Source organism: Klebsiella sp. P1CD1, assembly GCF_003790505.1.
Lineage (GTDB): Bacteria > Pseudomonadota > Gammaproteobacteria > Enterobacterales > Enterobacteriaceae > Klebsiella > Klebsiella variicola.
Genome location: NZ_CP033631.1, coordinates 2,750,284 through 2,765,769, shown reverse-complemented (window position 1 = coordinate 2,765,769; position 15,486 = coordinate 2,750,284). Strand labels below are relative to the sequence as shown.

The 15,486-nt window shown below is 59.9% G+C and carries 15 protein-coding genes; 10 read left to right on the top strand and 5 right to left on the bottom strand.

What is annotated here, in order from left to right; all coding sequences use genetic code 11:
* The first annotated feature begins 3 nt into the window (after positions 1-3).
* From DTA24_RS13830 to DTA24_RS13810, 5 genes are read left to right on the top strand one after another with little or no spacing between them, the layout of a single operon-like run.
* Positions 4-948, top strand: coding sequence for an ABC transporter permease (locus DTA24_RS13830; protein WP_008804745.1), 945 nt, complete (start codon positions 4-6; stop codon positions 946-948).
* Positions 945-1,793 (top strand): ABC transporter permease, encoded by an 849-nt coding sequence (locus DTA24_RS13825; RefSeq protein WP_008804744.1) that lies wholly within the window; start codon positions 945-947, stop codon positions 1,791-1,793. The genes DTA24_RS13830 and DTA24_RS13825 overlap by 4 nt, the downstream gene beginning before the upstream one ends.
* Positions 1,790-3,406, top strand: coding sequence for a dipeptide ABC transporter ATP-binding protein (locus tag DTA24_RS13820; protein ID WP_012968115.1), 1,617 nt, complete (start codon positions 1,790-1,792; stop codon positions 3,404-3,406). Before DTA24_RS13825 ends, DTA24_RS13820 begins: the two co-directional genes overlap by 4 nt.
* Positions 3,406-4,392, top strand: coding sequence for a putative FMN-dependent luciferase-like monooxygenase (locus DTA24_RS13815; protein WP_044613735.1), 987 nt, complete (start codon positions 3,406-3,408; stop codon positions 4,390-4,392). Before DTA24_RS13820 ends, DTA24_RS13815 begins: the two co-directional genes overlap by 1 nt.
* Positions 4,393-4,401: 9 nt before the next feature.
* Positions 4,402-5,493, top strand: coding sequence for an alkylhydroperoxidase domain protein (locus DTA24_RS13810; RefSeq protein WP_016161131.1), 1,092 nt, complete (start codon positions 4,402-4,404; stop codon positions 5,491-5,493).
* A gap of 6 nt (positions 5,494-5,499) precedes the next feature.
* Here DTA24_RS13810 and araJ read toward each other — a convergent pair whose 3' ends face one another.
* Complete coding sequence (araJ, locus tag DTA24_RS13805) at positions 5,500-6,654, bottom strand: MFS transporter AraJ (protein ID WP_016161132.1); 1,155 nt, start codon at positions 6,652-6,654, stop codon at positions 5,500-5,502.
* Positions 6,655-6,931: 277 nt separating this feature from the next.
* Here araJ and DTA24_RS13800 point away from each other — a divergent pair, with 277 nt between their 5' ends.
* The 4 genes from DTA24_RS13800 to DTA24_RS13785 all read left to right on the top strand — a co-directional run bounded on the left by DTA24_RS13800 (position 6,932) and on the right by DTA24_RS13785 (position 8,961).
* Positions 6,932-7,369 carry a VOC family protein gene (locus DTA24_RS13800; RefSeq protein WP_016161133.1) on the top strand — a complete coding sequence of 146 codons (438 nt, stop codon included), beginning with the start codon at positions 6,932-6,934 and terminating at the stop codon, positions 7,367-7,369.
* An 86-nt stretch (positions 7,370-7,455) separates the two neighbouring features.
* A complete protein-coding gene (gene ppk2 / locus DTA24_RS13795; RefSeq protein WP_123836887.1) occupies positions 7,456-8,274 on the top strand; it encodes a polyphosphate kinase 2 in 819 nt (272 codons plus the stop codon).
* Positions 8,275-8,452: 178 nt separating this feature from the next.
* On the top strand, positions 8,453-8,638 hold the full coding sequence (locus tag DTA24_RS13790; protein ID WP_025711567.1) for a hypothetical protein: 186 nt from the start codon (positions 8,453-8,455) through the stop codon (positions 8,636-8,638).
* Positions 8,635-8,961, top strand: a complete 327-nt coding sequence (locus tag DTA24_RS13785; protein ID WP_023322693.1) for a CcdB family protein — start codon at positions 8,635-8,637, stop codon at positions 8,959-8,961. Before DTA24_RS13790 ends, DTA24_RS13785 begins: the two co-directional genes overlap by 4 nt.
* 52 nt (positions 8,962-9,013) lie before the next feature.
* Here the strand turns inward: DTA24_RS13785 and fdnI are convergent, their stop codons facing one another.
* From fdnI to fdnG, 3 genes are read right to left on the bottom strand one after another with little or no spacing between them, the layout of a single operon-like run.
* Positions 9,014-9,670, bottom strand: a complete 657-nt coding sequence (fdnI, locus tag DTA24_RS13780) for a formate dehydrogenase-N subunit gamma (protein WP_032740518.1) — start codon at positions 9,668-9,670, stop codon at positions 9,014-9,016.
* Positions 9,663-10,547 carry a formate dehydrogenase subunit beta gene (gene fdxH / locus DTA24_RS13775; RefSeq protein WP_032740517.1) on the bottom strand — a complete coding sequence of 295 codons (885 nt, stop codon included), beginning with the start codon at positions 10,545-10,547 and terminating at the stop codon, positions 9,663-9,665. Before fdxH ends, fdnI begins: the two co-directional genes overlap by 8 nt.
* 11 nt (positions 10,548-10,558) lie before the next feature.
* Entirely contained in the window at positions 10,559-13,606 is a 3,048-nt protein-coding gene (gene fdnG / locus DTA24_RS13770) for a formate dehydrogenase-N subunit alpha (protein WP_164481334.1), read from the bottom strand.
* 225 nt (positions 13,607-13,831) lie between these two features.
* On the opposite strand from fdnG, the gene yddG reads away from it, so the two are divergent.
* Complete coding sequence (gene yddG / locus DTA24_RS13760; RefSeq protein ID WP_050887112.1) at positions 13,832-14,710, top strand: aromatic amino acid DMT transporter YddG; 879 nt, start codon at positions 13,832-13,834, stop codon at positions 14,708-14,710.
* Here yddG and DTA24_RS13755 read toward each other — a convergent pair.
* On the bottom strand, positions 14,707-15,480 hold the full coding sequence (locus DTA24_RS13755) for a 1,6-dihydroxycyclohexa-2,4-diene-1-carboxylate dehydrogenase (protein WP_123837181.1): 774 nt from the start codon (positions 15,478-15,480) through the stop codon (positions 14,707-14,709). The two genes, yddG and DTA24_RS13755, sit on opposite strands and share 4 nt — an antisense overlap.
* Positions 15,481-15,486: the final 6 nt, after the last annotated feature.

Below are 15,486 nucleotides of genomic sequence, written 5' to 3'. Positions count from 1 at the left end.
GGTATGAGCGCTTATCTTCTGCGACGGTTCGGCCAGGGGCTGCTGGTCCTGTGGGCGGCATTTACCCTCACTTTTTTCCTGCTGCAGGTGCTGCCGGGAGATGCAGTGCTGATCAAATTTCAGAATCCGGATCTTGGCCTGAGCCCGGCGCAAATCGCCGACATGCGGCTGGCCTACGGCGCTGACAGCCCGCTGTGGCGCCAGTACCTGCACACGCTGCTGGCGATGCTGCACGGCGACTTCGGCTATTCCCTGCAGGCGGGGCTGGCGGTCAGTAGTCTGATTGCCAGCAACCTGCCGGATACCTTAAGCCTCGCGCTGCCGGCCTTTCTGCTGGCCGTGGCGCTGGCGTTCGCCCTCGCCTTCGCCTCGCGTCTGCCGGGGCTGCGCTGGCTGAGTAACCTTCTGCAGTCGCTGCCGGTGCTGTTTATCTCTCTGCCGACTTTTTGGCTGGGTATCGCCCTGATCCAGCTCTTCTCGTTTCAGCTGCGCTGGATCCCGGTGATCAACCCTGGGCCACTGGAAGGGCTGATTTTACCGGTTATCGCCGTCGCGCTGCCCATTTCGGCCCCGCTGGCGCAGATCCTGATGCGCAGCATGGATCAGGTGGCGGTTCAGCCCTTCGTCGCGGTCGCCCGCGCCAAGGGAATGAGCGAGACCGGCGTCCTCTGGCACCATGTGATGGGTAATGCCCTGCTGCCGGCGCTGAATATTGCCGGGCTGCTGCTGGGCGAGCTGATTGCCGGGGCGCTGATCACTGAGACCGTCTTCGGCCGCAGCGGCCTCGGCCAGCTGACCCAGCAGGCGGTCAATAACCAGGATATCGCCGTGCTGCAGGCAGTGGTGATGATCTCCGCCCTCGGTTTCGTCCTGATAAACCTGCTGGTCGACCTGGTCATGCCGCGACTGGATCCCCGACTCCATTTACAGACCGGAGGTGCGAAATGAGCCTGGTCGATTATGCCATCGCGGTTCGCCGCCGCCCGGAATGGCGCAGGGTGCGTCTGCAGCCTGGCCTGTGGCTGGCATGGGCGGTGATGATCACTGCGCTGTTAATGGCCCTCGCCCCGCAGTGGTTTACCGCCGCTAACCCGCTGGAAGGGATCCCCGGCGCTCAGCGCCTGGCGCCGCAAGCGCACTACTGGCTGGGTACCGACCAGCTGGGGCGCGACCTGTGGACGCGGGTGGTTTACGGCGCGGTACATTCCCTGTCGGCGGCGCTGATCGCCGTCGCCATCGGCCTGGTGGTGGGCACCGCCCTTGGTACGCTCGCCGGGGCGCTGACCGGACGCGTTGAATCCACGATCATGCGCCTGGTCGATGTCCTGCTGGCCATCCCCTCCCTGCTGCTGCAGCTCACGGTAATTATTCTGCTCGGTTTCGGCACGGTGAATGCGGCGGTGGCGGTTGGTGTGGCGGCTATCGCCAGCTTCGCGCGCCTGGCGCGGGCGGAGGTCGTGCGCGTGCGCCACAGCGATTACGTCGAGGCGGCCCGGGGCAGCGGCGGCACCTTTTTCGCCGTCTTCTGGCGCCATATTCTGCCCAACTCGCTCACTGCGGTGCTTGCTTTCGCGACGCTGCAGTTCGGACAGGCGATGTTGGCCCTGGCCACCCTCAGCTTCCTCGGCTACGGCACCCCGCCGCCGGTCCCGGAGTGGGGATTATTGATCGCCGAAGGTCGCAACTACCTGTCGACCGCCTGGTGGCTGACCACCTTCCCCGGCCTCGCCGTGGTCGCCGTGGTCCTTGCCGCCAATCGTCTTAGCCGCCAGTGGAGTGGAGTACGCCCATGAACGTTCTGTCCGTTGAAGATCTGCGCATCAGCTACCGCTCGCGGGGCGAATGGCGCGAGGTGGTGCACAACGTGAGTTTTTCCATCCAGCGTGGCGAAATGCTGGCCTTCGTCGGAGAATCCGGCTCGGGGAAAACCACCACCGCGCAGGCCATTATCGGCCTGCTGGCGGATAATGCCCGCCGGGATGCCGGGCGGATTGTCCTCAATGGCGAAGTGATTAGCGACTGGTCGGCAAAACGCCTTAACCGCCTGCGCGGAGTGAGCATCAGCCTGGTCCCGCAGGATCCCGGTAATTCGCTCAATCCGGTAAAAACCATTGGCCAGCAGGTGGAAGAGATCCTGCGCCTGCATCAGTCCCTCTCCGCCGCTGACCGCCGACAGCAGGTCCTTAACCTGCTCACTAAAGTCGGTCTCAGCCACCCGGAACAGCGTTTTGACCAGTATCCGCATCAGCTGTCTGGCGGGATGAAACAGCGGGTGCTGATCGCCATCGCCATTGCCCTGCAGCCGGATCTGATTATTGCCGACGAGCCCACCAGCGCTCTCGACGTCACGGTGCAGAAGCGCATTCTCGACCTGCTCGATATCCTGCGTCGCGAGTCGGGTACCGCCGTGCTGTTTGTCACCCACGATCTGGCGCTGGCCGCAGAACGCGCCGACCGGATCATGGTGTTTCGTCAGGGAGAGATTCAGGAACAGGGCGCCACCGAGACGATTGTCCAGCGTCCGCAACACCCTTACACCCGCCAGCTGCTCCACGACCTGCAGGATGCGCCGTTGGGGCTGACGGCGGCTCGTCACCGACTGCTGGCCACGCCGGCCATTCGCGTGGAGGGGATCAGCAAACGTTTCTCGCTGGGCAAACAGGCGCTGCAGGCGCTCGACAGCGTCAGTTTTGAGGTCAGACGCGGCACCACCCATGCGCTGGTGGGCGAATCCGGCTCCGGGAAAACTACCCTGGCGCGGATCCTGCTGGGCTTTGAGCGCGCCGATGCCGGACAGGTGACCATCGACGGTATCGACGCCGGGCATCTCAGCCGCGAGGCGCAGCGTCAGCTGCGGCGGAAAATCCAGTTTGTCTACCAGAACCCCTTCGCCTCGCTCGACCCGCGCCAGACGCTGTTTGCGATTATCGAAGAGCCGTTAAAGAACTTTGAGCGCCTCAGCGCGTCGGCGCGTCGCCTGCGCGTGGAGACCGTCGCCGCGCGGGTGGCGCTGGCCCCGGAGCTGCTGTCGCGTACGCCGCGGGAGCTCTCCGGCGGCCAGCGGCAGCGGGTGGCGATTGCCCGGGCGCTGATCCTCGAGCCGGCGATACTGGTCCTTGACGAAGCGACCTCGGCGCTCGACGTCACCGTTCAGGCGCAGATCCTCGCCCTGCTGCAGCAGTTACAGCAGCAGTTGGGTCTGAGCTACCTGTTCATTACCCACGATCTGGCGACGGTCAGGCGGATTGCCGATAGCGTCACGGTACTGCGCGCCGGCCAGGTGGTGGAGCATGGCGACGTTGACCGCCTGTTCGCCACTCCGCAGCAGGCCTACACTCGCGAACTGATCGCCGCCATTCCCCAGGTTTCACCCCGCTTAGCACAGGCCCACACGGAGAACGCATAATGCCTAAACGCCTCGGCTTTTTTACCCGTCTGCTCGATCAGGGCTCCGCGCAAACGCGCTACCGGCTGGCGGCCGAACAGATCCGCCACGCGGAGCGTTTGGGCTTCGACAGCGCATGGATTGCCCAGCACCATTTTCATGAACAGGAAGGCGGCCTGCCATCGCCGCTGGTGTTTCTCGCCCACGTGGCGGCACAGACCGACCGGATCCGTCTCGGCACGGCGATTATCACTCTGCCGATGGAAAATCCGCTGCGCGTCGCCGAAGACGCGGCGGTACTGGATTTACTCACCGACGGACGTCTGGAGGTGGGGTTTGGCTCCGGCGGCACGCCAACGTCATTTCTGCCCTTCGGCCTGACCAGCGAGCAGCGCGGGTCGGTGTTTGCCGACCATCTGCACCTGATCCATAGCGCCTGGCGGGGCGATACCCTGAGCCACCCGGACAACCGTCTCTATCCACCCGCACCGCAGTTGGCGGAGCGTATCTGGATCGCCACCTTCTCGGCGGAGGGCGCCATCCGCGCCGGTCAGGCGGGACACGGGCTGATGCTGTCGCGCACCCAGCCAAGGCCCCCCGGTGAGCCACGTCTGCCGCTGGACGCCATTCAGAACCCGATCATCGACGCCTACCTGGAGGCGCTGCCGGACGGCGTTGCACCGCGGATCCTCGCCTCGCGCACCGCCTTCGTCGCCGACAGTCACGCCCACGCCCTGCAGGTCGCCGAGCCCGGTCTGCGCAAGCAGGCGACACAGCACCGGGCGGCGGGTCATACGATAGAAGGTGACAGTGTCACCGACTATCTGCAACAACTGGATGCCCACGTTGGCGATCCTGAGCATGTTATTGCCTCCCTGGCGCAGGACAGCGTGCTGGCCCGCGCCACCGATATTTCGTTTCAGGTGCACTCGGTGGAGCCTTCGCACCGGGATACGCTGCGTTCCATTGAGCTGATCGCTCAGCATATTGCCCCCCACATCAGATAAGGAGTCACCATGACGCTGAGTCAGGATATTCTGGCCGAACTGGCGGAGATTGCCCCCGGTTCCCCGCTCGACCAAGCGCGCGCCGTACGCGACGCCAGCACCCGTCACGCCCAGGGAAGTTATGAAGTGCTGTTCCGCCAGCAGGACGCTGACTTTCCTCTTGATGAACGCTTCGCGGTGGCCGCGAAGGTGGCGAAACTGCACCAGGCGGACGCGCTGGCGGCGCACTATGCCGGTTTCGGGCTCGCCGATCCAACCACCGATCGTCTGGTCCCGGCGCTGGCCTTTGCCCGCCTGCTCACCTTCACCCCCGTCGAAGCCACCCCCGGCGCGCTGCACACCTTAACCGGCGCGGGCTGGAGCCTGCGGGGCATCGTCACTCTGGCGCAACTGGTGGCATTTGTCAGCTTCCAGAGCCGCCTGCTGCTGGGCCTGCGGGCGCTCAACCATAAACCGATCGTCAGCGCCGATACGCCGCAGGTTGCCGGATACTGGCATACCACACCGCATACCCAGAGCGGCAAAGCGGCCCCGGTTCGCTTCACCCGCGATGAGCTGCACTGGGAACCCTGGCTGGCCGATAAACCGCTGGCGGAATTCAACGCTGAAGAACAGGCGATTCTGGCCAAATATGGCCATAGCGACTCCCCCTACTTTCGCCTGCTGGCGCGCAATCAGCCGGTGCTGGAGCAGCGGACCCTGACCGATAAAGGCATTTTCTATACCCCCGGGGGATTGCCGCGCGCCGAACGCGAGCTGGCCGCCACGGTGACCAGCAAAATCAACGGCTGTATCTACTGCGCCTCGGTGCATGCCCGTAAAGCGGCGCAACTGGCGAAGGACGAGACCGCTGTCGACACGCTGCTGGCGGTGACGCCGGGGGAGAATTTGAGTGACGGCCAGTCGCCGCGCTGGCAGGCGGAAATCGACGCCGCCGCTGCGCTGTCGGTGACGCCGCCGGGGCTGAATGCCCGCCATCTGGCGGCGCTTGATGAGCAGGGTTTAGATACCCTGGCCCAGCTGGATCTGCTGCAGTCGGCAGCCTTTTTCGCCTGGGCCAACCGGCTGATGCTGACCCTTGGCGAACCCTGGCGTGAGTAAGCGTCGTTAGCAAGCTTGTCGGCGCTGATGGCAGCCATAGATGAGCAAGGCGCTCATCGCCAGAAACGACAGCGTGGCGGCAGGAAGCGCCACGCTGTTCCAGCCAAAGCCCTGGGCAATCATCATCCCGCCGCAGAAGGCGCCGATGGCGCTGCCGAGGTTGAAGGCAATCTGCCCTCCTGCCGCCCCCAGCATCTCGCCGCCTTTGGCGTTCTGCAGCAGCAGGATCTGCAGCGGCGCCGACAGGGCGAATAGTCCCGCGCAGCAGATAAACGCCAGAGTCAGCGAAGCGACTTTATGCTCACCGAAGGCAAAGATCAGCAGCAGCGTCACGGCAATGACCCCGTCGGTTATGGCCGCAATGCGCAGCGGGCTAAAGCGCCCGGAAATTTTGCCGCTGAACAGATTGCCGACCACCATTCCCAGCCCCGCCAGCATCATAATCAGCATCATCCTGCCTTCGGCAAAGCCGGAGACGTTGATCATAAAGGGCTTAATATAGCTGAACCAGGCAAACACACCCGCATTGCCAAACATGGTGGCGGCAAAAATCAGCCACGGCGCCGGGGAGGCCAGAAAACGGAACTGCTCGCGCAGCCGGGTGCTGGTGCGATCATAGAGGGTGGGCACCCAGCAGAAAATAGTCATCAACACGGCGACGTTAAACACGGCGATAAGGGCAAAGGTATAGCGCCAGCTGAAGTGATGCCCAAGCCAGGTGCCGCCGGGGACCCCCACCAGGTTAGCCACCGTCATCCCGCCGATCATCCCCGCCACCGCGGCGGTCACCTTCCCCGGCGGCGCGATTTTCGACAGGATAATCGCGCCGACGCCAAAGAACGCCCCGTGAGGAAAACCGGAAACCAGGCGGCCAAGCGCCAGCATGGCGTAGCTACTGGAGAGGGTAAACAGGGTATTGCCGAGAATACACAGGGCAGCGAGAAACAGCATCACCGATTTCAACGAAAACCGGCTGGAGAGCAGCGCCATGATCGGCGCGCCGATCACCACACCGAAGGCATACCAGGCAATCATATTGCCGGCGGCGGGGATCGACATCCCGACATCGTGCGCCATATCCGGCAGCACGCCCATAATGCCAAATTCCGCCATGCCGAGTCCGAAGGTGCCCAGCGCCAGTGAAAAAATCGTTTTTTTCATACATCTTATAGGGGTATTGAGAGACGGCCGGCATTATTGACCATCCCGCCCCGACACACCAGCTAAAAACGCCCGACGGCAGTTTCCTCCATACAACGGCCTGATTCGTTCATGCTCGCCGCCGCGCGGCCGGCCATCATCGAGCCGGCGACGGCGTGGCTTAGCAATGACCCTCCCCTATTAAAATCAGTGGGCTCAAAGCGATAAACGCCCAATTGATCTCAACTTAACTTGAGGTTGTAAAGTCTTCCCATCATTCACCTCTGGAGAATCATCGATGCAAACTGTTGATGTCGGTTTTACCCATGTCGCCTTTACCGTCCGCTGTCTGGCCAGCAGCATTGATTTTTATACCCGCTATACCGCGATGACCGTCATTCACCAGCGCGAGCCCGGCTTGCCCTCAGCGCGTAAGGTGGCGTGGCTCAGCGATCGCACCCGGCCCTTCGCTCTGGTGCTGGTGCAGAGTGACGATCCGGCCGACACGCCGCTGGGCCCGTTCGGCCATCTCGGCGTCGCCTGCGCCACCCAGGCGGAGATCGATGAGAAGGTCGCTCAGGCGCGGCGGGAAGGCGTTTTGCGGCGGGAACCGGAACAGCTGGGCGATCCGGTGGGATACTTCGCCTTCTTAGCCGACCCGGACGGTAACACCCTCGAGCTGTCATGGGGGCAGCGGGTGGGGCTGGAAGTCATTGCGGCGGGGAACGCCAGCTAGCCCGTCCCCTGCGCGAATATTTTCCACCGCCTCGCCGGCGAAGGATTACACTTCAAAGGGATACCTCGGCAACACGGAGCATGGCGATGGGTAATAAGAAAAACGGTAATCCGGTCGACGCGGCGGTGAAGACCGCCCCGCTCGACAATAAAGCGTATGAGAAGGCGTTGCGCAAACTCCATGTTGAGCTGGTGAAACTGCAGCGCTGGGTGGTGCATAAAGGGCTGAAGGTGTGCATCGTCTTTGAAGGGCGGGACGGCGCCAGCAAAGGCGGCACCATTAAGGCGATCACCGAGCGCGTCAGCCCGCGTATCTTCCGGGTCGTCGCCTTGCCCTCACCCACCGAGCGTGAGAAAAGCCAGCTCTATTTTCAGCGCTATATCAAGCACCTTCCGGCGGCTGGCGAGATTGTGATTTTCGATCGCAGCTGGTACAACCGCGCCGGCGTCGAACGGGTGATGGGCTTTTGCACCCCGGAGGAGGTGCAGAAGTTTCTCGACGGCGCGCCGATGGTGGAGCGCGGCATGGTCGAATCGGGCATTATTCTGCTCAAGTACTGGCTGGAGGTCTCTCCGCAGGAGCAGGAGCGCCGCCTGCGGGATCGCATCGACGATGGTCGTAAAATCTGGAAGCTCTCGCCGATGGACATAAAGTCTTTCAACCGCTGGGATGAATATACCGCCGCCCGCGACGCCATGTTCGCCGCCACCGATACCGCTTGGGCGCCGTGGTTCGTCGCCCGCTCGGAGGATAAAAAGCGCGTACGCCTGAATATCATCACCCATCTGCTGTCGCAGATCCCCTATGAAGCTTTACCGGTGGAGCATGTGACGCTGCCGAAGCGCAAAATTGGCAAAATGAAACAGACCAATTTCCCCTTCCGCTTTATTCCCGAGAAGTACTGATTATTCTTCGCCGCGCTGGTTAATACCAGCGCCAGGTTTATTACCACAACCATGAATATTTCAGGCTATTACTTTCCTCTGGAAGCGGCCTCGCAAAATAAACATTAAAGTTGCTGCTGGGATTTATTTTTTAGTGAGTAAAGTGAATAATCACAGAACCAACCGCAAGGAGCCGATGATGAAAAGTAATACGCTACGTAAAAGACCCACTGACGTACCCGTCCAGAAGGCGTCAGCACAGCCAGGTAAGGATTTACGAGAAGCAGATAAACAGCGACAGCACAAGGAATTCATTGCCGCAATGAATGAATTTATTGCAAAAGGAGGCACTCTTACTGATGATGAATTTTTCAGGGTACTATGATGCTTGAACAATTCAATGTTTATCGAAATTGTTCTGCTCAGACAAATAAAACCCTGCCGTATTATATGATCGTGCAGAATGATTATTATGCAGACCTGGCCACGAGAGTCATTATTCCTTTAATGCGAACACAACAGTTACCACGCTGGCATCAGCATGTCGTACCAAGGATAAATATAGAATTTGACAGCTTTTTACTTTGTACGCCAATGATCAGTAACTTAAATAATAAACGGATCCAGCCACAGGATTTCGTCTGCAATCTGAGTCATGCGCGCCAGGGCGTTATCGATTCAATCGATACACTTATCACGAACTGCTGACTGCCGGGAACCCGCTCCGACATCTCCGGAGCGGGTTTTGCGCCGTGAAGGCTTACTTCATCCCTTCACGACTCTCTTTCATCGCCTCCAGGCGTTCGACATCGCGATACCAGCGCGGGTGATGTTTCTTCGCCCAGCGGCGGCTCACCTTGCCTTCGATCATGCCTTTAATCGACCCTTTCACCCAGAATGCCATATACATATGGATGAGGATCGCGTGGATCAGGATAATCGCCGACGTCGCATGAATCAGCAGGCTATAGCGAATCACCTGAATCGGGAAATATGCCGCGAAATACGGCCGCCAGATAATCACCCCGGTCACCAACAGCACGAAAATCATGCTCATAATGGTCCAGAACATCATCTTCTGCCCGGCGTTATATTTCCCGACGCGCGCGACCTTATGTTCGTTGCCTTTCAGCACCTCCACGATACCTTTCAGCCAGGGGATATCCTGTTTATCAGGGATATTGTGGTGGACAAAACGCACAAACATAAACATCAGCGCGACAAAAATCAGCACCCCAAAGAACGGGTGCAGGATACGCCCCATCTGCGGCGTGCCGAAGGTTTCCGTTAGCCACTGCAGCGTCGGGAAGAAAAACGATATTCCCGACAGTGCCACGAGGAAGAAACAGATAACCACCGTCCAGTGACAGGCGCGATCGATAAACGTCGTGCGCACAATCATCTTCGATTTACTCATCATGCTCCTCCTCGTCGTCATCAACTTCCTTGTTCGGCCCGATACCGATGTAGTGGTAGATAAGCCCGGCGAAGGTGGCGATAAAGCCCGCCGCCGCCAGCGGTTTCAGCGCCCCCTTCCACAGACTGATACTGGTATCGATCTGCGGTTCCTTCGGCAGCTTGTGATACAGCTCCGGCTGGTCGGCATGATGCAGAACGTACATCACGTGGGTGCCGCCGACGCCCTGCGGGTTGTAAATCCCGGCGTTGGCATAACCGCGTTTTTTCAGCTTATCCACCCGCTCCTCGGCCACCTCCAGCATCTCTTTCTTCGTACCGAAGTGGATCGCGCCGGTAGGACAGGTTTTCACGCAGGCCGGCTCCTGACCGACGCTGACCCGGTCCACGCACAGGGTGCATTTATAGACCCGGTTATCCTCTTTATTGAGGCGCGGAATATTAAACGGACACCCGGCAATGCAGTAGCCGCAACCAATGCAGTTTTCCTGCTGGAAATCGACGATGCCGTTGGCGTACTGAATAATCGCCCCGGCGGAGGGGCAGGCTTTCAGGCAACCCGGCTCCTCGCAGTGCATACAGCCATCCTTGCGGATAAGCCACTCCAGCTTGCCGTTCTGTTCGGTCTCGCTAAAGCGCATTACCGTCCAGGATTTAGCGCTAAGATCCGCCGGGTTGTCATACACGCCGACGCAGTGCCCCACTTCATCGCGAATGTCATTCCACTCGGAACAGGCCACCTGGCAGGCTTTACAGCCTACGCAGGAGGAAACATCGATAAGCTTGGCGACTTCGGCCTTATAGTCCCGCGCGCGTGGCGCGGGAGTTATCGGGTTGGTCGCGGAGCGTTTAATAATGTCTTGTGTTTCCATCGCCATTGAATCGCTCCTTACGCTTTCTCAATGTTGACCAGAAACGCCTTATACTCCGGCGTTTGCGAGTTGGAATCGCCGACGTTAGGCGTCAGGGTGTTGGCGATATAACCCTTGCGGGCCACGCCTTCAAAGCCCCAGTGCAGCGGGATCCCGACGGTTTCGACCTGCTGGCCGTTGACGTTCAGCGTGCGCAGGCGCCGGGTCACCACGGCAACCGCGCGAATAAACCCGCGCTTACTGCTGACTTTCACCCAATCGCCGTTGGCGATACCTTTGCTTTTCGCCAGCCCTTCGCTGATTTCGACAAACTGTTCCGGCTGCGCGATGGAATTGAGCAGCGCATGCTTGGTCCAGGTGTGGAAATGCTCGGTCAGACGATAGGTGGTGCCGACATACGGGAACTTATCCTTCTTACCCAGGCGGATGGCGTCCTCTTCATACAGACGCACCACCGGGCTGGAAACCACCTTCGGGTGCAGTGGGTTGGTGCCCAGCGGGGTTTCCATCGGCTCGTAGTGCTCCGGGAACGGCCCTTCCGCCAGTTTATCGAGCGCAAACAGGCGGCCAAGTCCCTCCTGCTGCATGATAAACGGCCCGGTGTTGCTCCCCGGCGGCGCAGTATTGAAGTCCGGAATATCATTTCCGACCCACTTGCTGCCGTTCCACTGGATCAGCATCCGCTTCGCATCCCACGGCTTGCCGTTAATATCAGCCGAAGCGCGGTTATACAGCACCCGACGATTGAGCGGCCACGCCCAGGCCCATCCCAGCGTATTGCCCAGGCCCGAAGGATCGGCGTTATCACGATTCGCCATCTTGTTACCCTGCTCGGTCCAGCTGCCGGTATAGATCCAGCACGACGACGCGGTGCTGCCGTCATCGCGCAGCAGCGCGAAGCTATTGAGCAGTTGGCCTTTTTTCGCCAGCAGAGCGCCATTTTGATCGTAGAGATCCGCCAGCGCGTAGCCGTTGTTCTCTTTAGCCACTTCTGCCGATTCCGGGTGATCTGGCTGCTTATAGCGCCAGCTCATTTTCAGCAGCGGTTCCGCGCCCTTCCCGCCTTCGCGACGGTACAGCTCGCGCAGACGATGATAGATCCCAGCCAGGATTTCGCCATCGTTGCGCGCTTCCCCCGGTGCGTCCTGGCCTTTCCAGTGCCACTGCAGCCAGCGACCGGAGTTGGCGATCGAACCATCCTCTTCGGCAAAGCAGGTCGACGGCAGGCGGAAGACTTCGGTCTGAATCGCGGCCGGGTCGACATCATTAGACTCGCCGTGGTTCTGCCAGAAGGTCGAGGTTTCGGTCACCAGCGGATCGATAACCACCAGATACTTCAGCTTGCTGAGACTGCGGACCACTTTGTTTTTGTCCGGGAAGGACGCTACCGGGTTGAAGCCCTGACAGATATAGCCAGTGACGTTGCCGTTATCCATCATATTGAAGTACTTGATAACGTCGTAGGCCTGATCCCATTTCGGCAACCAGTTGAAGCCCCAGTCATTCTCTTTCTGCGCCGCCTCGCCATAGAACGATTTCATCAGGCTGACGAAGAATTTCGGGTAGTTGCTCCAGTAGTTCACCTGCCCGGGCAGCGTCGCTTTCGGCGTGTTGGCGCTAAGATAACTTTGCAGATCGCTCTGTTTATCGGATGGCAGCTTCAAATAACCCGGCAGACTGGTCGACAGCAGTCCCAAATCGGTCAGCCCCTGAATATTAGAGTGGCCGCGCAGCGCGTTGACGCCGCCGCCGGCCATGCCCATGTTGCCGAGCAGCAACTGGATCATCGCCATGGTACGGATGTTCTGCGCGCCGACGGTGTGCTGCGTCCAGCCCAGGGCATACAGGAAGGTGGTGGTGCGTTCCGCGGCGCTGGTTGACGCCAGCACCTCACACACTTTAAGGAAGTCCGCTTTCGGCGTACCGCAGATATTCTCCACCACTACCGGCGTGTAGCGGGAAACGTGCTGCTTCAGCAGATTCCACACGCAGCGCGGATGGCTGAGCGTTTCATCGCGTTTGGCGTAGCCGTTTTCATCGAACTGGTAGTTCCAGGACGATTTATCGTACTGACGTTTTTCGGCATCGTAGCCGCTGAACAGGCCCTCTTCGAAGGCAAAATCATCCCGCACCAGCAGACTGGCATTGGTGTAATGCTTCACGTACTCGGCATTGATCTTATTATTTTCGATCAGGTACAGCAGCACGCCCGACAGGAAGGTAATGTCGGTACCGGAACGAATCGGCGCATAGATATCGGCCACCGACGCGGTACGCGTAAAGCGCGGGTCGACGACGATAAGCGTGGCATCGTTATTGTTTTTCGCTTCCATCGCCCAGCGGAATCCCACCGGATGCGCTTCGGCGGCGTTGCCGCCCATCACCACCACGACGTTAGCGTTTTTGATATCAACCCAGTGGTTGGTCATCGCACCGCGACCAAATGTTGGAGCAAGACTTGCTACCGTTGGTCCGTGTCAGACACGTGCCTGGTTGTCTACCGCCAGCATGCCGAGCGAACGCACAAATTTTTGCGTCAGCATGCCAGTCTCATTGCTTGCCGCCGAGGCGCACAGCATGCCGGTGGAAAGCCAGCGGTTAACCGTCACGCCCTGCTCGTTCTTTTCAATAAAGTTGGCGTCGCGGTCGGCTTTCATCAGTCTGGCGATGCGGTTAAAAGCGTCATCCCAGGAGATGCGCTGCCATTTATCCGAGCCCGGGGCGCGGTATTGCGGATAACGCAGGCGGTTTTCACTGTGGACATAGTCCAGCAGGCCTGCGCCTTTCGGGCACAGCGCGCCGCGGCTCACCGGATGGTCCGGGTCCCCTTCAATATGGTAAATCGCTTCTTTGGCGTTTTTCGCGCCGTCGCCGAGGCTATACATTAATAGCCCACAGCCCACGGAGCAGTAAGTGCAGGTGTTGCGGATCTCTTTCGCACGCAGCAATTTGAAATTGCGTGCCTGAGCCAGCGCCATTTTAGGGGCAAAGCCCAGGGCGGCGGCTGTGGTTCCGGCCATACCGCCTGCGCAGATCTTAAAGAACTTTCTGCGGCTGACGTCCATTGCATTCCTCCATGCAGGATGTTGATTCATCGCGCGGAGGAAACTAACAGCAATACCTTTGTTTTATTTGCGTCAAATCAAGGTCGAAAACGCTCGCCCCCTTAATAGTCAGCGGCGACGAGTTTGACTAATACCAAAGAGTTAACGCCGGCGGGAAATATCGACCATCGACCGGCAAAAGATGTTATAAATTCCGGCTGCGTTTGCGTCACTATCAGGTTAAATATGCAAAAAAAGAGAGCGACATCAATCGGCTTCGCCGCCATTATCTTATGGAGCACGATGGTCGGATTGATTCGCGGCGTTAGCGAAGGGCTTGGCCCGGTTGGCGGCGCGGCGATGATTTATAGCCTCAGCGGCCTGCTGCTCATTTTTACCGTTGGCTTTCCCAACCTGCGCCAGATCCCGCGCCGCTATCTGCTGGCTGGCAGCGTGCTGTTTGTCAGCTATGAAATCTGCCTCGCCCTGTCGCTGGGGTTCGCCGCCACTCGCCAGCAGGCCATTGAAGTGGGGATGGTCAATTACCTGTGGCCCAGCCTGACGATTTTGTTCGCCATTCTCTTTAATGGCCAGAAAAGCAGCTGGCTGGTGATCCCCGGCTTATTGCTGGCGCTGTTCGGCGTGAGCTGGGTACTTGGCGGCGAGCACGGGCTCAATCTCGAGGAAATCATCAATAACGTGGTGTCCAGCCCGCTGAGCTACATTCTGGCATTTGTCGGGGCGTTTATCTGGGCGGCGTACTGCACGGTGACCGCGAAGTACGCCAAAGGTAAAAATGGCATTACCCTCTTTGTCCTGTTAACCGCCCTGACGCTATGGCTGAAATTTCTCGCCAGCGACCAGCCGCCGATGCTGTTTAGCTGGCCGGTAGTCATTAAGCTGATCACGGTCTCCGTGGCGCTGGGGCTGGCCTACGCGGCGTGGAACGTCGGGATCCTGCACGGCAACGTCAGCCTGCTGGCGGCGGCCTCGTACTTCACGCCGGTACTCTCTTCCGCGCTGGCGGCTGTCCTGCTTAGCGCCACACTGTCGTGGTCTTTCTGGCAGGGGGCCGGGATGGTGTGTCTCGGCTCCCTGCTCTGTTGGTACGCCACCCGCCGTTAGCCGAGATCGCCGCCCGCTACCGGTAGCGTCACGCCGGTGATATAGCTGGCTTCATCGCTGGCGAGAAAAAGGATCGAGTTCGCCTGTTCCGCCAGCGTGCCGTACCGGCGCATCAGACTGCTCGCCACCGTCTGATCGACCACCTCCTGATACCACGCCTTTTCCTGCTCGCTCGGCTGCTCATCGTTGCGCGGCGTCAGGCGCGGCGGCGCCTCCGTCCCGCCTGGCGCGACGGCGTTAATCCGAATGCCGCTGCCGCTGTACTCCATGGCAATCGACCGGGTCAGCGCATTCACGCCGCCTTTCGCCGCCGAATAAGGCACCCGGTTCACTCCTGCCGTCGCCACCGACGAGATATTGACGATGCTGCCTTTCCCCTGCTTCAGCATCCAGGGGAGCGCCGCGCGGCAGCCCCACAAGGTGGGGAACAGCGAGCGGCGGATCTCTTTCTCAATTTGTTCTGGCTGATATTCAGCGAAAGGTCGCGCCCAGATGGTGCCGCCGACGTTGTTGATGAGCACGTCGAGGCGGCCAAAATGAGCGACCCCGGTGGCAAACGCCTGTTCAGTACTCTGCCACTGCTCAAGGTCAGCCTCCAGCGCCAGTACCTGACTTCCGGCCTGGGCTAAAAAGGCAGCCAGTTCGTGTACGTAAGGCGAGCGGTCAATCAGCAACAGGGCGGCGCCTTCGGCTGCCGCCTGCTCCGCGGTCTGCCTGCCAATCCCCTGCGCCGCGCCGGTGATAGCGACGACTTTATCGGTAAAACGCATCATGCC